Source organism: Pasteurellaceae bacterium RH1A, from assembly GCA_012221805.1.
In the GTDB taxonomy this organism is placed as follows: domain Bacteria; phylum Pseudomonadota; class Gammaproteobacteria; order Enterobacterales; family Pasteurellaceae; genus RH1A.
In genome coordinates, this window is the sequence record CP015195.1 from 1,076,590 (window position 1) to 1,101,006 (window position 24,417).

Annotated in this window: 22 protein-coding genes and 1 pseudogene; 16 read left to right on the forward strand and 7 right to left on the reverse strand. The window is 48.8% G+C overall.

What is annotated here, in order from left to right:
* Window positions 1-132: 132 nt before the first annotated feature.
* From A4G20_05040 to A4G20_05050, 3 genes are all read right to left on the reverse strand, one after another.
* Window positions 133-1,572 carry an alkaline phosphatase gene (locus A4G20_05040; GenBank protein ID QIW16855.1) on the reverse strand — a complete coding sequence of 480 codons (1,440 nt, stop codon included), beginning with the start codon at window positions 1,570-1,572 and terminating at the stop codon, window positions 133-135.
* Window positions 1,573-1,721: 149 nt separating this feature from the next.
* The gene (locus A4G20_05045) at window positions 1,722-2,360 is read right to left on the reverse strand and encodes a hypothetical protein (GenBank protein QIW15739.1); all 639 of its coding nucleotides are present in this window, start codon (window positions 2,358-2,360) and stop codon (window positions 1,722-1,724) included.
* Window positions 2,361-3,344 carry a transcriptional regulator CysB gene (locus A4G20_05050; GenBank protein QIW15740.1) on the reverse strand — a complete coding sequence of 328 codons (984 nt, stop codon included), beginning with the start codon at window positions 3,342-3,344 and terminating at the stop codon, window positions 2,361-2,363. It lies immediately after the preceding gene.
* Window positions 3,345-3,578: 234 nt separating this feature from the next.
* Between A4G20_05050 and A4G20_05055 the strand changes: the two genes are divergently transcribed.
* The gene (locus tag A4G20_05055) at window positions 3,579-5,333 is read left to right on the forward strand and encodes a ribosomal protein S12 methylthiotransferase accessory factor YcaO (protein ID QIW15741.1); all 1,755 of its coding nucleotides are present in this window, start codon (window positions 3,579-3,581) and stop codon (window positions 5,331-5,333) included.
* 103 nt (window positions 5,334-5,436) lie between these two features.
* Here the strand turns inward: A4G20_05055 and A4G20_05060 are convergent, their stop codons facing one another.
* On the reverse strand, window positions 5,437-6,150 hold the full coding sequence (locus A4G20_05060; protein QIW15742.1) for a ribonuclease PH: 714 nt from the start codon (window positions 6,148-6,150) through the stop codon (window positions 5,437-5,439).
* A gap of 88 nt (window positions 6,151-6,238) precedes the next feature.
* Here A4G20_05060 and A4G20_05065 point away from each other — a divergent pair, with 88 nt between their 5' ends.
* From A4G20_05065 to A4G20_05120, 12 genes and pseudogenes are all read left to right on the forward strand, one after another.
* The gene (locus tag A4G20_05065; GenBank protein ID QIW15743.1) at window positions 6,239-7,102 is read left to right on the forward strand and encodes a YicC family protein; all 864 of its coding nucleotides are present in this window, start codon (window positions 6,239-6,241) and stop codon (window positions 7,100-7,102) included.
* 9 nt (window positions 7,103-7,111) lie between these two features.
* On the forward strand, window positions 7,112-7,999 hold the full coding sequence (locus tag A4G20_05070; GenBank protein QIW15744.1) for a hypothetical protein: 888 nt from the start codon (window positions 7,112-7,114) through the stop codon (window positions 7,997-7,999).
* Between the two features lie 4 nt (window positions 8,000-8,003).
* Window positions 8,004-8,687 carry a noncanonical pyrimidine nucleotidase, YjjG family gene (locus A4G20_05075; GenBank protein QIW15745.1) on the forward strand — a complete coding sequence of 228 codons (684 nt, stop codon included), beginning with the start codon at window positions 8,004-8,006 and terminating at the stop codon, window positions 8,685-8,687.
* A 284-nt stretch (window positions 8,688-8,971) separates the two neighbouring features.
* Window positions 8,972-9,418, forward strand: coding sequence for a hypothetical protein (locus A4G20_05080; protein ID QIW15746.1), 447 nt, complete (start codon window positions 8,972-8,974; stop codon window positions 9,416-9,418).
* Window positions 9,419-9,474: 56 nt separating this feature from the next.
* On the forward strand, window positions 9,475-10,950 hold the full coding sequence (locus tag A4G20_05085) for a ribonuclease G (GenBank protein QIW15747.1): 1,476 nt from the start codon (window positions 9,475-9,477) through the stop codon (window positions 10,948-10,950).
* A gap of 260 nt (window positions 10,951-11,210) precedes the next feature.
* Complete coding sequence (locus tag A4G20_05090; GenBank protein ID QIW15748.1) at window positions 11,211-12,467, forward strand: ABC transporter substrate-binding protein; 1,257 nt, start codon at window positions 11,211-11,213, stop codon at window positions 12,465-12,467.
* Window positions 12,468-12,527: 60 nt separating this feature from the next.
* Window positions 12,528-13,463 carry an ABC transporter permease gene (locus A4G20_05095; protein ID QIW15749.1) on the forward strand — a complete coding sequence of 312 codons (936 nt, stop codon included), beginning with the start codon at window positions 12,528-12,530 and terminating at the stop codon, window positions 13,461-13,463.
* Window positions 13,460-14,293, forward strand: coding sequence for an ABC transporter permease (locus tag A4G20_05100; GenBank protein ID QIW15750.1), 834 nt, complete (start codon window positions 13,460-13,462; stop codon window positions 14,291-14,293). Before A4G20_05095 ends, A4G20_05100 begins: the two co-directional genes overlap by 4 nt.
* 4 nt (window positions 14,294-14,297) lie before the next feature.
* Window positions 14,298-15,686, forward strand: coding sequence for a leucyl aminopeptidase (locus tag A4G20_05105; protein ID QIW15751.1), 1,389 nt, complete (start codon window positions 14,298-14,300; stop codon window positions 15,684-15,686).
* Between the two features lies 1 nt (window position 15,687).
* On the forward strand, window positions 15,688-16,779 hold the full coding sequence (locus tag A4G20_05110) for a glycerol-3-phosphate ABC transporter ATP-binding protein (protein QIW15752.1): 1,092 nt from the start codon (window positions 15,688-15,690) through the stop codon (window positions 16,777-16,779).
* Between the two features lies 1 nt (window position 16,780).
* The gene (locus tag A4G20_05115) at window positions 16,781-17,704 is read left to right on the forward strand and encodes an asparaginase (protein QIW15753.1); all 924 of its coding nucleotides are present in this window, start codon (window positions 16,781-16,783) and stop codon (window positions 17,702-17,704) included.
* A 54-nt stretch (window positions 17,705-17,758) separates the two neighbouring features.
* Window positions 17,759-19,770, forward strand: a pseudogene (locus A4G20_05120) (hypothetical protein).
* Between the two features lie 25 nt (window positions 19,771-19,795).
* Here the strand turns inward: A4G20_05120 and A4G20_05125 are convergent.
* Window positions 19,796-20,533: a copper homeostasis protein CutC gene (locus A4G20_05125; protein ID QIW15754.1), complete on the reverse strand. Its 738-nt coding sequence runs from the start codon at window positions 20,531-20,533 to the stop codon at window positions 19,796-19,798.
* Between the two features lie 173 nt (window positions 20,534-20,706).
* On the opposite strand from A4G20_05125, the gene A4G20_05130 reads away from it, so the two are divergent.
* From A4G20_05130 to A4G20_05140, 3 genes are read left to right on the forward strand one after another with little or no spacing between them, the layout of a single operon-like run.
* A complete protein-coding gene (locus A4G20_05130; protein ID QIW15755.1) occupies window positions 20,707-21,300 on the forward strand; it encodes a DNA glycosylase in 594 nt (197 codons plus the stop codon).
* Window positions 21,297-22,118, forward strand: a complete 822-nt coding sequence (locus A4G20_05135) for a phosphatase (GenBank protein QIW15756.1) — start codon at window positions 21,297-21,299, stop codon at window positions 22,116-22,118. Before A4G20_05130 ends, A4G20_05135 begins: the two co-directional genes overlap by 4 nt.
* Before the next feature lie 33 nt (window positions 22,119-22,151).
* Complete coding sequence (locus tag A4G20_05140) at window positions 22,152-22,460, forward strand: hypothetical protein (GenBank protein ID QIW15757.1); 309 nt, start codon at window positions 22,152-22,154, stop codon at window positions 22,458-22,460.
* A 172-nt stretch (window positions 22,461-22,632) separates the two neighbouring features.
* Here A4G20_05140 and A4G20_05145 read toward each other — a convergent pair whose 3' ends face one another.
* A complete protein-coding gene (locus A4G20_05145; GenBank protein ID QIW15758.1) occupies window positions 22,633-22,908 on the reverse strand; it encodes a hypothetical protein in 276 nt (91 codons plus the stop codon).
* Window positions 22,909-22,927: 19 nt separating this feature from the next.
* Window positions 22,928-24,382 (reverse strand): replicative DNA helicase, encoded by a 1,455-nt coding sequence (locus A4G20_05150; GenBank protein QIW15759.1) that lies wholly within the window; start codon window positions 24,380-24,382, stop codon window positions 22,928-22,930.
* Window positions 24,383-24,417: the final 35 nt, after the last annotated feature.

Here is a 24,417-nt window from a genome sequence, read left to right on the forward strand (position 1 = left end):
CGATTTACCCTTAAGATAGGGAAAGTTAAAGCCTTGTACAGTCTTCCTGTGCAAGGCTTTTTTGTGGAGCAAGCGGGTCAATTTCAGTCAAAATTTGCAAGAAATTTGGTGAAATTGACCGCTTGTTAGGCCTTATTGGGTCTTAATGCCTAAGGCGTGGGCGGCAGCACGGAAGACGTCGGTGTTATCGACATAGAACTGGCTGGCCTTCGGTGCGTTGTAGTAGCGGCCGAGGTTAGGTTCTTCTTTGGCGATACTGGTGAAGTAGTCTGAGCCTGCGCCCTTGGCGAAGAGCGGGACCAGTTCACGGGTGTGGTTGTCGGAGTACCAACGCACCAGTGGTAGGGCGCCTGCGCCTTGGTTGATGATTGGGGCGTAGATGTTTTGGTTGGAATCTGGGCCTTGGAGCAAGCCGTTGCCGTGGTCAGTGGTGACAACCACCATGGTTTCCTCCCAGGAGCTGTTTTTCTCAACCCAATCCACCACAGCTTCAACAGCCAGGTTGAAGTCGATTTGCTCTTCCACCAAGCGAGGCAGGTTGTTGGCGTGGGCTGCCCAGTCCACCGCACCGCCTTCCACCATGAGGAAGAAGCCCTTAGGGTTTTGGCTCACAATGTTGAGAGCACCCTTGGTCATGGTGGCTAAATCAGGTTGATTGTCCAGTAAATTGCCTGCAGCCACACCCGTGCGGTTAAATTGCAGGGTGGCGTGGTTTTGCACCGTGCCGATGAGCTTGGTTTTGCCTTTGAGATCTAACTTGCCAGCAGCCAAGGCCTCAAAGTCGGCCTTGCTGTCAATCAGGGCATAGTCGGTTTTGCCAGCGGCCAGGCGATCCCAAGCCTCCTTGCCGCCTACATAACGGAAGGCTTTTTCATCTTTAGGTTCGGTTTTCTTGCCGTTTTGGTCGTAATAAGGGTGGCCGGCGCCCATGATGACCGAGGCCAGGCCAGAGTCAATGGCTTCTTTGGCGATGTCGGCATAGTTGTTGCGGTTAGGCGTGTGGGCTAGGAAGCCTGCGGGTGTGGCGTGTGACCACTGCACCGAGGTAATCACGCCCAGGGCCTTGCCCTGCTCCACCACATATTCGCCGATGTGTTTGAGGCGGGTGTCATCGTTAGACCAGTTGATGGCGCTGTTGTAGGTTTTTTGTCCAGTGGCAAGGGCTGTGGCGGCTGCAGCACTGTCGGTGAAGTCGGCACGGGAGTAGTCGTAGCCCTTGAAGAAGCTAGGGTAGTTGCCTAGGTTGCCCTTGTAGCCCAGGTCAGACTTGCTGTCGTCCCAGAGTGATTTGGAGTCGAACTGAACCGAGCCTTCTAGGCTCTTGGTCGGCTTTTTGGAGGTGTTGAGCGGGTGGGTGGAGGCGAAGAGTTGGACGTCAAATTTATCGTAGGCTTCACGGCCTAGGGCGCCGTGGCGGTAGTAGCTGGCGGCGTGCCAGGTGTTGATGCCGGCACCGTCGGTAATCAGTAAAATCACGTTTTTAGCCTTGCCCGATTCAGGGGCTTGGGCGGTGTTGGCCAGAGTGGCCTGGCTGCTTGCAAGGCCTGCTAGGATGGCGGCAGTGATTTTCAAAGATGATTTCAGTTGCATAATGGTTCCTCTTAGTTGAAGCATGTTGAATGCGGGGCTAAGAGTAGCAAGGCAAGATGACAGTTTGATTACATAGAAAAATTTTTTTAGGCAGAAAAGCAAACAGACCGACAAGCGGTCTGTTTTCGTGCTTATTTTACAAAGCTGTCGAAGGTCAGCTCGTAGTTGTCGCCGTCACGGTTATAGGAAATATAGCGTGGGAATTTTTCATCAGCGTGTTTTTTAACCATAATGTCCTTATTACCAGTTTTGAATTTATAGGTAATTTCTTGCGTGGTTTGACCATTCTTTTTCACGGCCTTTTGGGTCTTGTTAATAACCACATTTTCCATTGGGTAGAGCTTCTTGCCGTTGGTGATTTGGAAGCTCTGCGGCAGCTTGTCGTAATAGCTTAATTGAAAGGCCATGGTAAAGAGATCGAAGGTTGGCAGGGTGAGTGCCTCAGACTTAGGCTTGCCGTCTTTTACCTTGCCATATTGAATGGTTTTGGAGTCGATTTCACTCATGGCATAGGTTTTGCCGTTGCGGGTGTCACGGTAGCTCAGCATATTGAACTGGTTATTGCGTTCCGTTCCCTTGGAGGCAAAGACAATGTTATACAAAGGCACGTTGATCTTGGCCTGAATGGTGTAGTTGCCCCCGCCATTGTTGAAATGAACATAAGCCGGCATCAGGTAGTTGGAGCTGTATTTAATGTTGAAACTTTCCGCCATCACACTGGATGAAAAGGCAAGCAAGGCAGCTAAAACATACTTGAAAGATTTAAACATTTATTTTTCCTCTAATTGGGTGCGTTCAAACAGACGCAAAATGGCGTTGTTGTCCCGCAGTTGCTCAGCCTCTTCCACCTTCATTTTGCTTAAATGCGGTGAAAAATACTGAATAAAATCATACATATAATTGCGTAAAAACATACCACGTTTAAAGGCAATTTGGGTCATGCTGGATTGGAAAATATGGCTAGCCTTGATGGCAACCAAGTCGCTATCGGCTGGCGTATGCGCCATAGAAGCCATAATCCCCACCCCCAAACCTAGGCGAACATAGGTTTTGATGACATCCGCATCGGTGGCGGTAAATACGATATTGGGCAGGATTCCACTCTTGTTAAAGGCGTGATCCAAGTCCGACTGACCAGTAAAGCCAAAGGTGTAGGTAATTAAATCGTATTTTCCAAGCTCTTCGACAGTCAGTTGCTCGTTTTGGTTCACAAATTTTGCCAGCGGATGGTCAGGTTTCACAATAACTGAGCGATTCCAAAGGTAGCAAGGCAGGAGAATGGCATCTTCAAAGAGATATTGGGCCTCGGTGGTAATAGCAAAATCCACCTCACCATTAAGGAGAGCAGAATAAATTTGGCTGGGCGAACCCTGGTGTAAATGTAGGCTAACTTCAGGATACTTGTTTTTAAATTTCTCAATCACAGCCGGCAGCATATAGCGGGCTTGGGTGTTGGTGGTGGCAATCCTAAGTGTGCCTCGATTAGGCCGGGTCTGTTCTTCGGCGACAGACTTAATGCTTTGGGCCTTAACCAAAAGCTCACGGGCAATGGCCACAATCTTTTCCCCCGCAGGAGTCAGGGCCTTAATATGCTTGCCGTTACGCTCAAAAATATTGATGCCTAGCTCACTTTCCAGCAAACGCACCTGCTTGCTGATCCCAGGTTGAGAGGTATAGAGGACTTCAGCCGCCTCAGTGATATTGAGGTTTTGATTGACGATTTCGACAATATAACGCAGTTGTTGGAGTTTCATGTTTGCCTTCCTGTTAGATGTATAAAAGGGATTTTATAGTACAAAAAGGCATAAGAATAGGGCAGTTTTGCAAAAAATCAGCCCAATTGGGCCGCTTGTTTATAACCGATTTTTATAAGATATAAGGAAATGTAAATCCTTGCCCTAGGTAACCTTGTTAGCTGAGGGAATAAAGCTTTGTGCTCTCGCCCAAAATTTGCTACCCTGCACCGATTTTTTCAACAGAGACTTTCCATGACTGAACAAACCTTTATTTTGGGTAAAGATGCCGCCCTTGAAGAGAGCATTGCAAAATTCCAAGCCAAACTGACCGCTTTGGGCTTTAACATTGAAGAAGCCTCCTGGCTCAGCCCTGTGCCTAATGTTTGGTCTGTCCATATTCGGGATGCCGACTGCCCGCAGTGCTTCTCCAATGGTAAGGGGGCTAGTAAAAAGGCAGCCCTTGCTTCAGCGCTAGGCGAGTATTTCGAGCGTTTGTCCACCAACTACTTCTGGGCCGATTTCTACCTGGGGAAGGACTTTGCCGAGGGTGATTTTGTCCACTACCCAAGCGAAAAATGGTTTGAAATCCAGGATGAAGAGAGCCTGCCAGAAGGGATTTTAGACCCATTCTTGCACAGCTACTTCAACCCAACCGGCGAACTCACGCCAGATCTGCTGATTGACTTGCAATCAGGCAACTACGACCGTGGTATTGTGACCCTGCCTTATACTCGCCAATCCGACCAGGCCACGGTTTACATTCCACAAAGCATTATCGCCAATCTCTTTGTGTCTAACGGGATGTCGGCCGGCAACACCAAGAACGAAGCTCGGGTGCAAGGCCTGTCTGAGGTCTTTGAGCGTTTTGTTAAAAACCGCATTATTGTAGATGCCATCAGCCTGCCTGAAATTCCGCAAAGCGTGATTGATGGCTACCCAAGCATCAAGGCCTCAATTGAAAAATTGGAGCAAGAGGGTTTCCCAATCCTCTGCTACGATGCCTCTCTAGGTGGCCAGTTCCCAGTGATTTGCGTGATCTTGCTCAACCCAAATAACGGCACTTGCTTTGCCTCTTTTGGTGCCCACCCGAATTTCCAAGTGGCTTTTGAGCGGACGGTAACTGAATTGCTCCAAGGCCGTAGCCTCAAGGACTTGGACGTATTCGCTCCACCATCCTTTAGTAATGAAGATGTGGCCGATCACGCCAATTTAGAAACCCACTTTATCGACTCAAGCGGTCTGATTTCCTGGGATCTTTTCAAATCGGAAGCCGACTACCCTTTCGTCCACTGGGATTTCTCTGGCACCACCGAGCAGGAATTTAATAACCTAATGGCTATCTTCAAGGAACTAGGCCAAGAGGTCTATATTATGGACTACGAGCACTTAGGCGTATATGCCTGCCGTATCCTGGCCCCGGGTATGTCTAACATCTACCCTGCAGACGACCTCATTTATGCCAACAACAATATGGGCATGGACTGGCGGGAAATCCTCCTTGATCTACCGCATTTCCACCACGACAAGGCAACCTATCAGGAACTCTTGGACGAATTAGACGAACAGGGCATTGATGACCTAACCCGTGTGCGTGAGTTCCTCGGTATCGTGGCTGAAAAGGGTTCTGCCCTCCAAACCCTGCGGATTGGCGAGCTGAAATCCATGTTGCATTTGGCGCTAGGTAACCTAGAAGAAGCCCTAGACTGGGCCAACTGGACAGCCAATATGAATGCCTCTGTATTCAGCCCTGAGCGGAACAACTACTACCGCTGCCTCATTCAATCGCTTGAACTCTTCTTAGATGAAGAGCGTGAACCAGAGCAATATCGCATGGTCTTTGACAAGATGTATGGAAAAGAAGATGTTGCGGCTGCCTGGAGGGTCATTAGAGGCGAAAATCCTTTTGATGGCTTGGTTGCGACCGATGAGAGTTTGGAAAATATGCAGGCCCACCAGAAGTTGTTGAATGCCTATCGCAAGTTGCATGTGGCCAAGCAGAAAGCCTAAAACAGCTTTTTAGATGGCGCCAGCCTCCAGGCTGGTGCTTTTAATATCAATGAGTTATCAGCACCAGCCTGGAGGCTGGCGCTATCGGTGTATGATTGAGAAATTAAGCCAAAGCCTCTCTCTGCACAATAAAGAGCTGCTCAATGCCCTGTTGGGCCAGCTCTAGCAGTTGTAACAATTCCATATGGGAGAAAGGCTCGCCTTCCGCAGTGCCTTGAACTTCCACCAAACGGCCGTCTTCAACCATAACCACGTTCATATCGGTTTCGGCGTTTGAGTCTTCCACATATTCCAAATCACACACGGCTTGGCCATCCACAATGCCGACAGAAATGGCTGCTACCAAGCCCTTCATTGGGTTGGTTTTTAGCACACCATCGGCTACCAGTTTATTAAGGGCATCAGCCAAGGCTACACAAGCCCCGGTGATGGAGGCGGTGCGGGTGCCGCCGTCTGCCTGGATAACATCGCAATCTACCGTAATGGTGCGTTCTCCTAGGGCTTGTAAATCGACTACGGCTCTTAGTGAACGGGCGATCAGGCGTTGAATTTCTAGGGTGCGACCGCCTTGTTTACCCTTGGCGGCCTCCCGTTGGGTGCGGCTGTGGGTGGCACGAGGAAGCATGCCATATTCTGCCGTCACCCAGCCCTGTTGCTTGCCCTTTAAGAAGCGGGGAACGGTGTCTTCCACGGTGGCGTTACATAAAACCTTGGTTTCGCCGAACTCAATCAGCACTGAACCTTCGGCATAGCGGGTGTAGTTACGGGTGATTTTGACAGGACGGGTTTGGTGGGCGGGGCGATCGTTAGGACGCATGGTTTCCTCTTTTTATGCTAAAAAATTTCGCCCATTCTAGCAAAAAACAGTACAATGTGCGGAATTTTTGTTAAAAGAGGACAACAAAATGATTTACAGTATGACAGCCTTTGCTCATTTAGAGCTAAAAAAAGACTGGGGCAATGCCGTGTGGGAGTTGCGTTCGGTCAATCAACGCTTTTTAGATACCTACTTCCGCCTGCCGGAAAACTTCCGCAACTTAGAAGCCACTCTGCGTGAAAAATTGCGTAATGCCCTAACCCGGGGCAAGGTGGAATGCAGCCTGCGGATTGAATTTAACGCCGTCCAAAATGCTGAATTGGCCCTTAATCAGGACTATGCCAAGCAGGTGCTTAATTCCCTTAAATGGCTCAAAGAAACCGCTAACGAGGGCGAAATCAACCTGGTTGATGTCCTGCGTTACCCAGGTGTGGTGGACAGCCAGACCCAGGATTTAGACCAAATCACCCAAGACTTACTTGAGGGCTTTGAGCAAATCCTAGCCGACTTTATCGCCATGCGGGGCCGTGAAGGGGCCAACCTACACCAGCTTATTCAGCAGCGTTTGGAGGCCATTTCCCATGAAGCTGCCAAGGTGCAGGTGCAGATGCCGTCCATCCTGCAATGGCAAAAGGAACGCCTACAACAACGCTTTGAAGAACTCAACCTGCAACTGGAGCCTCAACGCCTAGAGCAGGAAATGGTCTTGCTGGCTCAAAGGGTGGATGTGGCCGAGGAGCTGGATCGCCTACGCCTGCACGTTAAGGAAACCACTTCCGTGCTTAACAAGGGTGGGGCCGTGGGCCGTAAGCTGGACTTTATGATGCAGGAACTCAACCGTGAGGCCAACACCCTAGCGTCTAAGTCCATCAATGCCGATGTGACCAATTCTGCGGTCGAAATCAAGGTGCTTATCGAACAAATGCGTGAGCAAATTCAGAATTTAGAATAAGGATATCCCATGACCTGCCAATGCCAAAAACTGACTACCCAAGAGCCAAACCTCTGCCTGCCGCTGACTCAGTATCGCCTGATCGAGATCGCAGGGGCGGATGCTGAGAAATATCTCCAAGGCCAATTAACCTGCGATGTTGCCAAGTTAGAAATCGGCCAGCAAACCTTAACCAGCCACTGCGACCCCAAGGGCAAAATGAGCGCCATTTTCCGCCTTTATCGTGCGAGGGCTGAGCAATTTGTCGCCCTTATTCATGCTGATCTTCTGCCTGAAGCCTTGGTGCAGCTGAAAAAATATGCGGTCTTCTCTAAGGTGACCTTCACCGAGCTGGACACGCCTATTTTCGGCACCACAAGCGGGTCAATTTTTGCAGAATTTTGCAAAAATGCCACCGCTTGTAAGATTGAAGGCGGCCAAACCCGCTACCTTCTATGGGGCGATCTTGCCTTGCAAACTAATGGAGAAGCCGAGTTATGGGAACTCATGGATATACAAGATGGCCTCCCCGTCTTGCTCAAGCCCAACCAGTTCGAGCATATTCCCCAAGCCGTCAATCTTCAGGCCTTGGATCAGGCTATTTCCTTTAGCAAGGGCTGCTACATCGGCCAAGAAACCGTGGCTCGGGCCAAGTACCGTGGAGCTAACAAACGGGCCATGTTTACCCTAGCTGGCCACTTTGAGAACGAAATTGTTCTGCCTGAAACGGCAGCCAGCGTGGAATTGCAACTGGGCGAAAACTGGAAATCCACCGGCACCATCTTGCGGGCCATTGCCCACCAAAATACCCTTTGGGTGCAGGTTATCCTCAACAAGGATATTGAGCCAGACAGCCGCTTCCGTGTGAACGGGGTGGAGCTTGCCATTTGCCCACTCCCTTACAGCTTAACGGACTAAGCCCATGAAATATGATTGGATTCTCTTTGACGCCGATGAAACCCTCTATTCCTATAATTCCTTCATCGGCCTCAAGTCAATGCTGGCCCGCTATGGCCTGGATTTCACGCCCCAGGACTATGAGGCCTTCCAAGCGGTCAATAAGCCCCTTTGGGTGGCCTATCAAAACAAGGAAATTGAGGCGGCGGATATTCAACGTATCCGCTTTGAAAAACTTGCCCAAGAGACCGGCCAGGATGTCTTTAAGCTCAATCAAGAGCTGATGGCCGAAATGGCCACCGTCAGCTTGCCCCTGGACGGCACCATGGAGGCTCTTGACGCCCTGCATGGTAGGGTCAAAATGGGTATTATCACCAACGGCTTTACCGCCCTGCAGGAAGCCCGGCTCAATAACACCCAAACCACCAAGTATTTCGACCTGCTGGTGGTATCCGAACAGGTAGGCGTGGCCAAGCCCGATCGCAGGGTCTTTGAACACGCCTTTGAGCAGATGGGGGACTTTGAGCTAAGCAAGGTTTTGATGGTGGGTGATACCTTGGCTTCCGATATTCTAGGAGCAAACGGGGTAGGGATTGATTCCTGCTGGCTCAATGCCCATGGACAGGCCAATGATACGGAAATTGTGCCGACTTATGAGATTACGAATTTGCGGGAGTTGATTTCACTTGTGAATAAGGAATCAATGTAGATAAGCTACTGTTTACAAGTGTAAACAAAGTGATTATAATTTCTTCAATTAAAAAGGTTGGCTATGGCAAAACATCCCAATAAACATATTCAAGCTGCATTAGAGTATGCTCAAGACCATGGCTGGGAAATTGTGCCATCAGGCAAGTCAGCCCATGCTTTTTGTCGATTACGTTGCACACAAGGGCATACGGAACATCAAATGAGTATATGGAGTACACCTAAAAGCCCTGAAAACCATGCCAAGCAAATATTGCGTAAAGTAAAAGAGTGCGGAGAATAATCATGAACCTTTATCATTTTTCTATTTTGATTCGTGATGCCAACAAGGCCACTGAAGCATTAGAAGATAGGCTATTTGAAGCAGGCTGTGATGATGCCTTGATCTGTTTTAATAATCAGACGGTCTATTTGGAATTCGATCGTGAGGCAGAAACAGCCAAGGAAGCTATTGAATCAGCCATGAGTGATATTCGTGCAGCAGGTTTTAAGGATCTGATTTTACAAGAGTCAGGGGTTAGTTCCTTGGCTGAAATTGCCAGCCGTGCAGGTTTAACAAGGGCGGCTATTTCCAATTATGCAAGAGGGAAACGGGGAGAAGGCTTCCCGATGCCAGTTTATGGTGTGGCAAGCGGTTCTCCGCTTTATTCTTGGCGTGAAGTGGCTAATTGGCTCTATGAACATAAGCACTTGCCCAAAACCCAAGTTGAAATTGCTAATTTTGTGTGCTAGATAAAGTTGTGTTGGTATTTATCTGCTAATTATTTTTATAAAAGAAGAAAAAACCTATGAACGGAGCAGAACTTTTAGTCAATGTCACCCCCAGTGAAACTCGGGTGGCCTTGGTGGAAAACGGAATTTTAAAGGAAGTCCATATTGAGCGGGAGGCCAAGCGGGGCCTGGTTGGCAATATTTACAAGGGCAAGGTTACCCGGGTTTTGCCGGGGATGCAGTCGGCCTTTGTGGATATTGGCCTGGAAAAGGCTGCCTTCTTGCACGCCTCAGACATTGTCTCCCACACCGAATGTGTCGATGAAAACGAGAAGAAGCAGTTTGTCGCCAAGGACATTCGGGAGCTGGTGCGGGAAGGCCAGGACATTGTGGTGCAAGTGGTCAAAGACCCACTGGGCACCAAGGGCGCCCGGCTGACTACCGACATTACCCTCCCTTCCCGCTACCTGGTCTTTATGCCTGAAAATAGCCATGTGGGCGTGTCCCAGCGGATTGAAAGCGAGGAGGAACGCAACCGCCTCAAGGCCTTAACCGAGCCCTATTGTGATGAGCTGGGCGGCTTTATTGTTCGCACGGCGGCCGAAGAAGTGAGTGAAGAGAGCCTAGAGCAGGATGCCCTCTTCCTCAAACGCCTCTGGCGTAAGGTGATGGAGCGCCGGGCCAAATACCCCAGCAAGTCCATGCTTTATGGCGAATTAGCTCTGGCCCAACGGGTCTTGCGAGACTTTGTCGGCACCCACATCAATTCCATTAAGATCGACTCCAAGATCACCTATGAGCAGGTGACTGAATTCTTGTGTGAATTTATGCCTGAGCTAACCAACTCGGTCGATCTTTACACCGGCACCCAGCCTCTTTTTGATGCCTACGGGGTGGAAGAGGGGATTCAGAAGGCCCTGGACAAGCGGGTCAATCTCAAGTCGGGTGGCTATCTCATTATTGAGCAGACCGAGGCCATGACCACGATTGACATCAATACCGGGGCCTTTGTTGGCCACCGCAACTTGGCCCAGACCATCTTTAACACCAATATCGAAGCCACCCAGGCTATCGCCCACCAGCTCCAACTGCGAAACCTGGGTGGAATTATCATCATTGATTTTATTGATATGCTGGACGATGAGCATCGGGAGCGGGTGCTGCAATCCCTGCAAGAGGCCCTGAAAGGAGATCGGGTTAAAACCAACGTTAATGGCTTTACCCAGCTGGGTTTAGTTGAAATGACCCGTAAACGCACCCGGGAAAGCTTGGAGCGAGTGCTCTGTGCCGACTGCCCAGCCTGCCGAGGCAAAGGGACGCAAAAAACCGTGGAGACGGTCTGTTATGAGATCCTGCGTGAAATCGTCCGCCTCAACCACCTCTATAAGACCGAACGCTTTGTGGTCTATGCCTCCAAGGATGTGGGCGAATACCTGATCAACGAAGAATCCCACGCCCTCCTAGCCGAATTAGAGGTCTTTATCGGCAAGAAGGTGGAAATTAAAATTGAGCCCTATTACTGCCAAGAGCAGTTTGATGTGGTGGTGATGTAAAATTATTTAGAAATGCCCTGCTTAGTGAATAAAGCAGGGCATTTTTCATATAAATATTCATAAGGTTTGCATATTTTGAGCTTTTTTGTGAATAAGATCACAAATTAGACAAAAGGCGCTTGATATATGGTCTTTAAACCGACAAAATTCAAACTATGTAATGTTTGTAACAAAGCGTAAATAATGTTACAGAAATATTACAAAGGGCGATCTGGCTAAATTTAGCAGGTTTCTTTCCCACTTATCAGTAGGATATTTCTATGAAAAAACATTTGATTTCGGCAGCATTTGCCAGTTTGGTGATTGGCCTGTCCTCCCAAGCCTTTGCAAAAACCAAGATTGTTTTCTCCCATTATCTTAACAAGGATTATGTCAATAGTATGGTAGAGGGCTTTGAAAAGGCCAACCCTGATATTGATGTGGTGATAATGAACTGTGGATTTAGAGATTGCCATGATAAGCTCACCACCGCACTTGCAGTAGGTGAAGGGGCACCAGATGTGGTGACCATCAGCACCATTAAATTAGGCACCTTTGCCAATTCAGGTGGCTTGGCCAATCTTAAGGCTGAGCCTTATCATATGGAAAAATTGGGCTGGAAATTTGATGAGTCCATGCTAACGCTTTCAGAAGATGCCAAGGGCAATATTTACGGGGTGCCTTTTGATACCGGCCCTGTCGTTATGGTTTACCGTAAGGACTTGTTGGATGCTACGGGTATGACCATTGAAGAAGCAACCAAAGACTGGGATGCCTTTATTGCCTTTGCTGAAAAACTTAAACAAACCACAGGCGCCTATGTCCTGCCTGCGGCTACCAGCTTGATTAACCCATTGGTAGTTGGCACCAACAATGACCCAGGCAAAACTGTTTACCTCAAAGACGGCAAGCCAAACTTGGCCTCTAAGGAAATCAAGTTCTTGGTCAATATCGTCAAACAACTCTATGATAAAAAACTGGTGGCCAATTTAGACGGTGCCTCCAACGATCAGGAATTTATCAAGCTCTACCGTGAGGGCAAGCTTTTTGCCGATATTGATGGCCCTTGGATTGACGGCCGGGTTACCCTCGAATACGATCCAGAAGGGGCGAAAAAAGGCCTCTGGCGGGTATCGGGTGTGCCGAGTAACACCAACGTGAATGCAGGTGGCACGGTTTTCTCCATTCCAAACCAAAGCAAACACAAGCCAGAGGCTTGGAAGTTTGTGCAATATCTAATGGAAGATAAGAACCTCTTAGAAATTGCCAAGGTTGGCACCCTGCCAGCTCGGACAGAAATCTATTCTGATCCTTACTTCGACCAGCCAAATCCATCCTTTGGTGGCCAACATACCATGAAACTTTATACGGAATTGGTACAGAAAAATAAACCTTATTTAGCCTCTTCAGTCGATAATGTGGCCAATGAAATTCTAAATAGCGCCATTAAGAAAATCTTGGCTGAAAATGCCGATATGGATAAAACCTTAGAAGATGCCAATAAATTATTGCAACGCAGAATGCGTTCCATTAAATAAGCCCCTGCCCATACACAAAGGCTTGTGTATGGGCTTCCTTTTCTGTTGAGTTGAGTGAGTATGAAGAAATTAAGCCGAATTTTATATGATCATCGGGTGGCTTATATTTTATTGTTACCCTTCTTAATTTTATATTTAACCTTTAATGTCTTTCCTATTTTCTTCTCAGGGCTTTTATCTTTTTATACCTGGAACCCTGTTATGGGCTTGGAGTCCATGGAATTTATTGGTTGGGAGAATTATTATTTTGCCTTAACCGATGAAATCTTTTGGCTATCCCTTTGGAATACCGTCAAGATTTCTTTTATTTCAGGCCTATCACAACATATCTTAGCTATTTCGCTGGCCTATTTCTTGCTCCATATTATTCGCCGTGGGGCGGAGTTTTTTAAGGCGGCCATTTTCCTGCCCTATATTACCTCAAGTGTCGCAGTCAGTTTGGTGGTCTTTAATATTTTTGCCCCATCAGGTGTGGTGAATGCTTTTTTAAGCCAGCTTGCCAACTGGCTCTATTTAGAGGATTTATTAGCTCGCCTGCCTCTGGATTTCTTCGATACAGAATGGATTCGCTTAACCATTGCCAATCAGGTTACCTGGAAATATACCGGCATTAATACCGTGATTTACATGACAGGTATTGCCTCGGTTTCCAAAGAACTTTATGAAGCCATTGATATTGATGGTGCCAATAAATGGCAAAAATTCCGCTATATTACCCTGCCGCTCTTAGCGCCTTATATTTTCTTCGCTACGCTTATGACCATTATCGGCAATATGCAAATGTTTGAAGAACCGATGATGCTAACCCACGGCACAGGCGGAATTTCTAATTCGGGTATGACAGTTTCGCTTTATTTATATAAGATGGGTTGGGACTGGAATGATATGGGCACAGCTTCTGCCATTGCCTGGATTCTCTTTATTATTACCTCCCTCTTTAGTGCCTTATTTTTCTGGTTATTTGGCAAACGTGGATTTAAAAAGGACGGTATATGATTAGAACGCATTTTCGTATAGATATTGTCCAAGTTATTATCTATATTTTTGTGTCAATCTTGGCCTTTATTTCTATCTTCCCTTTTTTCTGGTCGGCTCTTCTCTCCACGCAGGATAATTCCTCTATTTTGGGGATGTCTTTTGCGGTGGGCGATCAGTTTTTCCAAAATTATCAGGACTTGGCCAAGGATATTCCCTTTAACCGAGCCATGCTCAACACCTTTATTATCACCCTGCTTTCCACCATTAACTCAGTGGTCTTATCCGCAGCGGCAGGTTATGCCTTTGCGGTCTATAATTTTAAGGGCAAGAATATCCTCTTTACCCTGCTTTTACTGACCATGATGGTGCCTTCCGTGGTTAATTTGGTGCCTTATTTCTTTATTATTAAGCATTTGTCTCTCATCAACACCCTCACGGCCATTTGGTTGCCGGCAGGGGTTAATATTTTTGGGATTTTCCTGGTGCGCCAATATGTGTCTTCCTCCATTCCTAAAGAGATCTTTGACAGTGCCAGAGTGGACGGCCTCAATGAATTGCAAATCTTTTGGCGTATGGGCCTGCCCATGATGCGTTCTTGCCTCTTAACCATTGCCATTATGGTGATTGTGGCGGCTTGGAATAACTTTATGCTGCCTCTTATTGCCCTGCAAACGCCAGACACGCAGATCTTAACCCTGGTGCTACGCTCCCTAAATGGTGCACATGCAACACCATGGAACCTAGTGATGACAGGCAGTTTCCTGGCCATGTTGCCGCTCTTGATTATTTTCATGCTTTTCTCCAAAAAAATGATGGAAAGTTTAACTGAAGGTGCTGTAAAAGGATAAGACCATGCAAGAACTCACATTTTTATTTCCAAACCAAACACAAGCCGCCAAAACCCTTTATATCGGCTTGGGTGACCAAGAAAAATTGACCCTAGATAGTCAAAGTGAACAATATGATGCTCAGTGCATCAAAACTGCCTTTAGCATTGCCGATCTTCAAGACTTAGGCACCTTGGCGGCTAGCCAATTTAGCCGTGCCCAAGCCCTCAACTTTGTTTTTGACCTCAAAGTCTTTGAACAAATTAGCCCTGTTGAAGTGGCCCAGTGGCTGGCCTTTGGCCTGCATGTAGCTTCTTACAAATATCAGCACAAGACCAAGGCGGCCATTGACCTGCCAGCCTGTGCTTTTAGCCTGTCTTCAGATGATCAACACCTGCAACAAGCGGTTAAAAATGGCCAAATTCTTGCAAATGCCCAGCTCATTTCCCGTGAGCTAATGAACCTGCCGGCCAATGTGCTTTACCCTGTGGCCTTTGTGGGTGCCGTTAAGGCCCTGGGTTTACCTGGCATTGAATGTGAGGTCTTGAGTGAAAAAGCCCTCGAAGAGCAAAAATTCGGCGGCCTCTTATCCATTTCCCAGGGCAGTGCCAAGGAAGCTCAAGTGCTCATCTTGCGTTACCGCCCAGCTGTTGCCCAGGCCAGCAAGCATCTGGCCTTGGTTGGTAAGGGCGTAACCTTTGACACGGGCGGCATTAGCATTAAACCTGCCCGTTTTATGAGCACCATGAAGTTTGATATGGGCGGAGCAGCCGCTGTGATTGGGGCCATGTATGCGATTTCAGCCTTGGCTTTGCCCCTTAATGTCACAGGCTTGTGTGGCCTGGTGGAAAATATGCCATCTAGCACGGCCATTAAGCCAGGCGATGTGGTTATGATGCGTAGCGGCACCAGCGTAGAATTTATTTCCACCGATGCAGAAGGCCGTATGGTCTTGGCGGATGTCTTAGATTACGCTCAAGAAACCTTGGCGCCTGACTACCTGATTGATATTGCCACCCTAACAGGCGGAGCCGGCATCGCTTTGGGCAAGGGTTATTCGGCCTTAATGGGCAATCATGATGATTTTATCAGCCAGATTAAGGCCGCAGGCAAGACCTGTGGCGAGCCAGTTTGGCATATGCCAACTGGAGATTGGTTTAAACGCCCGCTTGAATGCCATTTTGCTGATCTTCGCCACGGTGGCGAAGATCCACACGGCAGCCCTTGTGTAGCGGCCACCTTCCTAGAGTATTTTGTCAAGCCCAACCAGCCCTGGGCCCATTTAGATATTGCCGCCATGTCCTATGAAATGGGGCATCGTAAGATCTACGGTGAAACAGCCTCAGGCTATGGTGCCTTGCTCTTGACCCATGTTTGCCAACACTTGAGCCAGCAAGAAGGCGGGGAGGAATAAGATGGCCTATGTAGAAGTCAAAGCCCTGGCCAAAACCTATAAAAACGGGTATCAGGCCATTAAAAATGCCAGCCTTGAGATTGAACAGGGCGAATTTATTATCCTCTTGGGGCCATCAGGCTGTGGTAAATCAACCCTTTTGCGGATGATCGCCGGCCTTGAAAGCATCAGTGCAGGCGATCTGATTATTGACGGCCAGCGTATGAATGATGAGCTGCCCAAGGATCGGGATATTGCCATGGTCTTCCAAAGTTATGCCCTTTACCCCCACATGACCGTTTACGACAACATGGCCCTGGCCCTTAAAATCCGTAAAGTGCCCAAGGAAGAGATTGATAAGCTCATTAAAAACATTGCAGAAATGCTCAATCTCACCCCCTTCTTGCAGGTCAAGCCTGGCCAGCTTTCAGGTGGCCAACGCCAGCGGGTTGCCCTGGGCCGAGCCATTGTCCGCCGGCCTAAGGTCTTTTTATTTGATGAACCCCTTTCCAACCTAGATGCCAAGTTGCGCAGCAAAATGCGTCAGGAAATCTGTGCCCTGCACAAGGAAATTGGGGCAACCATTATTTATGTAACCCACGATCAGGTTGAAGCCATGACCATGGGGGATAAGGTGGTGGTGCTAGACCAAGGCGTTATCCAGCAAATCGGCAGCCCTAAAGATCTCTATGAGCAGCCAGACAACAAGTTTGTGGCAGGCTTTATTGGCTCGCCTATGATCAACTTTATTGAGGTCTTAGTTGAGGTGGAAGCAGAGCAAATTGTGTTGAGTGCAGAAAACAGTTACCGCCAAAGCCTGCCTCGGGCCGATTTTGAATACCTGGTGGCTTATGATGGGCAAAAGGTCTGTTTGGGGATTCGGCCTGAAGATCTGGAAGTTAGCCAGAGCGATCAGGGTTTTGTCGGCCAGTTTGATTACAGTGAATACCTGGGATCTGAATCCAACTTCTCTATGACCTTAAAAAACGGCGACAGCATTATGTTCAGAACCCCAAGCAATGGTGCGGATGTACAAGGCCACCGCCTGCTGCCAAAGCCTGAACGCCTGCATTTCTTTGACCTGGCCACGGAAAAACGCATTACAAGGAGTTAAGATGATCTTAATTGCAAATTCAGAGGCCTACCCAGGCTTTGCCGAAAGTGTCAAACGCCTAGAGTCCCAAGAAGATGGCCTAAGAGCCATGATTGAAGGCATTAAGCTGGTTGAATTAGACCCTCGGGTGAGAACAGTCGGCCATGGCGGCTGGCCCAATGTGCTGGGGGAAGTAGAACTGGATGCCTCGGTGATGGACGGCAATAATTTAAGAACAGGGGCGGTTGGTTCTGTCAGGGGCTTCCTGCATCCTGTAGAAATTGCCTATCGGGTCATGACCGATCTTAATCATGAAATCCTTGTCGGCCCTGGTGCTGAACGCTTTGGGGATGAAATTGGTGCCCTTAGGGGGGAAAACCTGATTGAGGATTCCAAACGGGTTTGGTGGGAGAAACTGGAACAATCCATGACCGCAGAAGAAAGAGCCGCTTTTCCTAACATTCCGTTGGCTAAATTATCCAACAATGCCACCGACCCTGAACGAGTGCGAGATACCACTGTTTTTCTGTCTAGCGATTTTCAGCAAAAAATTAGCGTAGCCACCTCCACCTCTGGCTGGGCCTGGAAATACCCTGGCCGATTGGGCGACAGCCCTATTGTCGGTGCAGGGCTTTATGCCGACAGCCGCTATGGCGCTTGCGCCTGTACCCACACGGGCGAGATGTCCATTCGCTGTTCAACCGCCCATTCGGTGGTCTTCTACATGAAGATGGGCCTGAGCCTAGATGAGGCCGTTTATCGGGCCATTGATGATCTGACCTACCTCAAAGATGGTTATACCGAGGGCGTGACCATCCATGCTATCGACAACCAAAACCAGCACAAGGTGGTTAGCCTCAACTGCCCAGGCCCCATTACCTACTGGTTTTGGCAGAGCGGTATGGCCCAGCCCGAAGAAAGAGAAGCTGAAATTATCACCATCTAATTTGTAAAAAAAGGGGCAATTTGCCCCGCTTGTTTGATTGACTGCGAGGAGCCTATGTTATTTTCGCCACGCCAAGTTCACCTAGATTTCCACACCAGCCCCTTGATTCCTGAGGTGGGCGCCCAATTTGACCCAGAGGCCTTTGCCCAGCAGCTCAAGCAAAGCGAAGTCACGTCCATCACCTGCTTTGCCCGTTGCCACCATGGCATGCTTTATTACCCCTCCAAAATCCACGCCCCAGCCGTTCACCCCCAGCTAGCCAATCAGGATCTCTTGGGCGAGCAGCTCAAGGCCTGTAAGTTCCACCAAATCAAGGCCCCTGTTTATATGCCCATTCAATGGGATCAGTATGTGGCCGAGCATTATCCGCAATGGTGTATGCGTAACAAGGAGGGGGGCGAGATTGTTGCCTCTTGGTCTAAAGCAGGTTATTTTGAAGACGGCTTTTATACCTTCTTATGCGTCAATTCGCCCTATCGTCAGTATGTATTTGAGGAAGTGGAAGAGCTGCAAAATCTCTATGAAATTGATGGCTTTTTCTTCGATATTGTCTATCCCAAGGCCTGTTACTGCCGCCATTGTCTAGACAAAATGCAGGCTCAGGGCGTGGATATTTATGATGAAAAGCAGGTTCTGCAATTTTCTGTTGATAGCCTAGCCACCTTTAAGTTGGAGCTCAGCCACCGTGTTTGGGAGAAAAAGGCCAATGCCACCACCTACTATAACACCTCCCACATTCACCCAGGCTACCGCAAATTCCTGCCGGCGCTATCCCATATTGAGGTGGAATCCCTGCCATCAGGTGGCTGGGGCTACGATCACTTCCCGGTTGTTGGCCGCTATGCCCGCACCCTGGGCAAGCCTGTGGTGGGGATGACGGGGAAATTCCACACCTATTGGGGGGATTTTCATTCCCTCAAAAATCAAGAAGCCCTAGAGTATGAATGCTTCCTAACCAATGCTATGGGGGCTTATGTGTCGGTGGGCGATCAAATGCACCCCGATGGCCGCTTATCTCAAGCGGGTTATGATTTAATCGGCAAGGTTTTTCGCCAGCTTAAGCCTCTGGCTCCTTACAGCCACGAAAGTCAAAGTGTCAGTGAAATGGCTATTCTTAACCCAGAAGAATACCAGCCAGATGCCGATCTTAATGTCACCCGCTGCCTACTGGGCGCCACCCGCCTCTTGCAAGAATGTGCCTTCCAGTTTGATATTATCGACAGCCACAGCGATTTCAGCGCCTACAAGCTCTTGGTTTTGGTTGATGATTATTACCTGACAGACCAGGTTATCGCTAAACTCCAAGCCTTCTTGGCCACAGGTGGCAAGCTCTTGGTGGCGGGTAAAAGTGCCTTTAATGCCGAATTAACCCAAACCCTTGTGCCAAATTTACCGCTTGAGCCACAAGGCCAAGTTCCCTTTAGCCCAGACTATATTCTCACCACAGAGGATTACCCGAGAACCGCTCAAACTCAACTGCCAGCGGAAGAATTGGTTATGTATCAGGGCAGTGTAGGCATTCAGGTGACAGATCCAAAAGCCAAGGTTTGGGCAAAGGTGGTAGCCCCTTATTTTAACCGCCAGGGCCGCCAGTTCTGCTCCCACCAGCACACGCCATCAAGCCATAAACTTTCACACCCAGCCATCGTACAGGCCGGCAATATTATCTACTTTGCCCACCCTGTCTTTAACATTTACGCCACCAAGGCCCCCGCTGGGTGCGTCAATTGGTCTTTGACAGCTGTACCGCTCTGCTGGGCAGCCAACTGGTTAGCCACAATGGCCCAAGTTCCCTCATCGCCCTGCTAAACCACCAGCCAGAGGCCAGACGCTATGTTCTCCACCTTCTGCACTACCTTCCTGAAAGTAAGTGTAAGGACTTGCTGATTATCGACAGTAAAATCCCCCTGCATGGCCTCAAACTTAAGGTGAGGCTAACAGACATCAAAGAAGTGTTTGCGGTGCGGGAAAACACAGAGATTGCAGATCTGCATATCGAAGCCAACCAGGTTAGCCTTGAGCTTAGTCAGCTAAATGGCTACCAGTTGGTCTGTTTGGCTTATTAAAAAAGGGGCCTTATGCCCCTAAGTTTTATTGGCCCAAGGCTTTTAAAATCGCCCTAACCTTTTCGCCATCAGTCACTTCAATCAGGCTATCCTGCTCAGCATTGCCTGCTCCCATGGTGGCTGAGCTGGCACTTTCCATCAGGCTTTTGCGTTGCCCCTTGGCGGAAAAATGCACTTGAGGCACGCCTGTCTGTTTCACTATTTGGGCCACATTGCCAGCATGAATGCCACAGCCTGCCATGATGTCGATTCGGCCTCGAGCCTTTTCTACTAGAGTTTTGAGCAGGTCAGTACCTTGGTCAGCCGTGCTGGCCTGGCCAGAGGTCAAAATACGGTGGCAGCCTAGGTCGATAAGCTGTTCAAGGGCTACAAGCGGATCAGCACAAAGATCAAAGGCACGATGGAAGGTGATTTCCATGCCTGGGGCTGCTGCAATCAGCCTTTGTGTGGTGGGCAAATCAATTTCGGCTTGGGGGGTTAAAGCCCCAATCACAATATGCTTGATTCCAACCGAGCGGGCAAAGTCAATATCGGCCAGCATAAGATCAACCTCTTCTGGGCTAAAGAGAAAATCCCCTGCACGAGGGCGGATCATCATGGCCAGCGGAATGTGAGAAAGTGCCAAGGCCTGCTTAACCAAGCCATAAGAGGGCGTAATCCCGCCCACAGACAGGGCTGCACAGAGTTCAATGCGATCAACAGGGAATTGATTAACCGTTAAAACCGATTCAAGATTATCAACACAGATTTCAATATGGGGCATGGTGGTCTCCTTGGGGGCAAACAAGCGGGCTGAAAAAGGCTAAAATTTGCAAGCCACTATAGCAAATTCCCCGAGCCTACCCAAGTCAAAAAAACGACAAAATATTTGTCATCGCAAGCATTAAGTTCTATCATTCTTCTATTGTAAAAAATCAGCTATTTTGACCCGCTTGTATGACCCAGCCTCAACTTGAAACCCATCCCTTTCCTGCCATCTTGCCTGCCCATGCCAGGGTGATGATGATGGGAACCTTTCCGCCCACGCCTGAAAAACGTTGTATGGAATTTCACTATCCCAACTTCCAAAATGATATGTGGCGGATTTTCGGGGCGGTCTTTTTTGATGATGTGGATTATTTTCGAGTGGGCCAGGAAAAGTGTTTTGATCCGGCCAAAATTGAGGCCTTTTTGCGGGAGCGGGGAATAGCTCTTTGTTCTTCGGCTCAAACCGCCATTCGGGAGAAGGGCAACGCTTCGGACAAGTTTTTGAAGATTGTGGAGCCTGTCGATTTAGCCGCCGTACTGGCACAGGTGCCAGACTGCCAGTGGCTCTTTACCACGGGTGGGCTGGCCACTGAAACCCTCTTGAGCCTCTTGCCTCACAAGGTGGCGGCGCCCAAAACCAATGCCTTTATTGCTTATCCTTACCTGGCTGAACGCCCGCTCTATCTCTATCGCCTGCCCTCAACCTCTCGGGCTTATCCGCTGAGTTTAGCTAAGAAAATTGAGGCCTATCGTCACTTTTTCCAAGAGGCGGGGCTGTTATGATCTACGATTTACACAGCCATAGCACGGCGTCAGATGGTACGCTCAGCCCAACGCAATTAGTGGAACGGGCGGTGGAGCAGGGCATTGATATGCTGGCTTTGACCGATCACGATACCATCGCAGGCGTCAAAGAAGCCAAAGCAGCTGCCCAAAACCAGGCCCTGCAACTGATTGCTGGGGTGGAAATTTCCATTTTATGGAACAACAAGAGCATTCATTTGGCGGCTCTGAATGTGGACGAAGACAACCCAACCTTGGTCAATTTGCTTGCCCGCCAGGCTCAACTTCGGGAGGCACGAGCGGTTGAAATTGGCGAAAAACTTGCAAAAGTGGGCATCCCTCAGGCCTATGAGGGGGCTAAGGCTTTGGCTAATGGCGAGGTAACACGAGCCCATTATGGACGGTTTTTGGTCAATCAAGGCATTGTTAAACATGATGAACAGGCCTTCAAACGTTATTTAGGCCTGGGCAAACCGGCCTACGTTAAGCCTGTGTGGTGCAGTATGGAAGAGGCCATTGCTGCCGTGCACGCCGCAGGCGGGGTTATCAGCCTGGCTCACCCCTTACGCTATAAGATGACCGCCCGTTGGATCCGCCGCTTCTTAGAAGATTTCGCCCAAGCAGGCGGCGATGGCTTGGAAGTGGCAGGCTGTGGCCAAAGCCCCGACCAGCGCCAGCTTCTGGCCCGCTGGGCAGATGAATTTGGCCTCTATGCCTCGGCAGGATCGGATTTCCACTACCCAACAGGTTGGATTGAACTGGGAAAAGATTTAGCCTTGCCCCAGGGCTGTCGGCCGATCTGGGAGGCGTTTGGTTAAGTTTCTATTCAAACCTATTTAGAAGGGTAATTTATGCAATTAAGTGATAATTCAAAAAGTCTTAATAACGATGAAATATTAGCCATAATAAGATTAATATTTTTCATAAAATTTGAAGCAGATGATCCTGAGCTGTTGATTTATGCTGGAAGTCCAACAATCAATTCAGCCTTAGAAAAGATGCTACTTTCCCATCCTTTTTATAAAGATAGAATGGAGCATTTTGGTCAGCTTAATCAAGAGAGTTTAGATTTTGTGAAATCCAAAATATTAAAGGATAGTAGGCTGAATGAAAATATGCTAAAAGAATTAGTGAATAATTGTATCTTTCCCTATAAATAATTGTTTTATTTCTAAAGCCGATAAACCTCTTTTATTTGAAGAAAACTATTACCTAGCACGAGCCGTGCTAGGTTACTTATTTCAGCCAGGCTGTGGCTGCCAGGTTCAAGCAGCGGAGCTGCTTAATGAAATAACCCCATACGGCTCGTATGGGGTTTTGTTTTTATAGTATCTACAGGCGTTTTTGTTGTTCCACAAAAGCCTTATGCAGATTCTCCACAGGTGGCGGGACTTGCAGATAGAAGCCTTGGCTTTCAATCTTATCTAAGACTTCTTGGTTGCTGGCCTGTTGCAGCTGTTTTTGACCCTTGAGGTTAAAAAGCATAACAAATTGCGGCTTGCCGAAGACCTGGCGGAGTTCGTCAGGCACGGGGTCGAAGTGATCACGTTTGGCAACATAGAGGTACATCCCCTCTTTTTTCGGGCTTTTATAGATGGCGCAGAGCATGGTTTAGTCCTTTCTTTTCTTAATATTCATCATCATAGGCCGGGCCTGTGTAGTTGTCGAAGCGGGAATATTGGCCTTGGAAGGTCAGGCGTACCCGTCCAATCGGGCCGTTACGCTGCTTGCCGATAATGATCTCGGCAATGCCCTTGGTTTCGGGGTTGTCGTGATAGACCTCATCACGGTAGATAAACATAATCAGGTCGGCATCTTGTTCGATGGAGCCAGATTCCCGCAAGTCGGAATTGACAGGGCGTTTGTCGGCCCGTTGCTCTAGGCTTCGGTTGAGCTGGGACAGGGCCACCACAGGCACTTGTAGCTCCTTGGCTAGGGCCTTGAGGGAGCGGGAGATTTCGGCAATTTCCAGGGTACGGTTGTCGGCAAAGCCAGGCGCCCGCATCAGTTGCAGGTAGTCCACCATAATCAGGCTTAAGCCACCGTTTTCCTTGTAAACCCGTCGGGCCCGAGAGCGGAGTTCGGTTGGGGTCAGGCCGGAGCTGTCGTCAATGTAGATATTCTTGCGTTCATTGAGAATGGCCATGGTGGTAGAAATCTTGGCCCAGTCTTCATCATCGTGGATTTGGCCAGTACGGATCTTGGTTTGATCAACCCGAGAAAGAGAGGCCAGCATCCGCATCATAATCTGGTCGGCCGGCATCTCTAGGCTGAAAATCAGCACAGGCTTGGCCGGCTTTTTGCTGACCAGGTTGCCCTCTTCATCATATTCTTCAATATTTTCCAGCGAGGCATTTTCGCACAGGTTCATGGCGAAGGTGGTTTTCCCCATAGAAGGGCGGGCGGCCACGATAATCAGGTCGGAGGCTTGGAGGCCAGCGGTTTTTTTGTTCAGATCCAAAAAGCCTGTCGATACGCCCGTGATGCCGCCGTTGTTGCGGTTCTTGGCCAGGGTTTCAATTCGGCTTAGGGTTTGGAAGAGGATGTCCTCCACTTTTTGAGGGCCTTGGTCGCTGGAGGTGCGTTTTTCGGCAATGTGGAAGACCGAGCGTTCAGCCTCGTCCAAGACATCCTTAACGGACATCCCTTTAGGGTTGTAACTTAGCCCCGCAATATCGTTGGCGGCGGCAATCAGTTCACGGCGAATGGCCCGCTCGCTAACAATATCGGCATAGGCCAAAATGTTGGCCGCACTTGGGGTGTTTTTGGAGAGTTCGGCCAAATAGGCAAAGCCACCCACATCCTGCAAGATGCCACGGTTTTTCAGGCGTTGATCCAGAGTGATGATGTCAATGGGCTGGCTGTCACGGCTGAGGCTGGTCATTTCCTCAAAAATCAGGCGATGGGCGTAGTTGTAGAAATCGCTGGCCTGAACCCGCTCGGCCACGTTGTCCCACTGCTCATTGTTGAGCATAATGCCGCCTAAGACGGCCTGTTCTGCCTCAAGAGAGTGGGGGGCGACAGTGATTTGTTCGACTTGCTTGTCTTTGGGCTGTTTATCTTTGATTTGATTGTTTGGCATAGGACGACCTTGGGAAAGCAAGCGGTTGTCCTTTG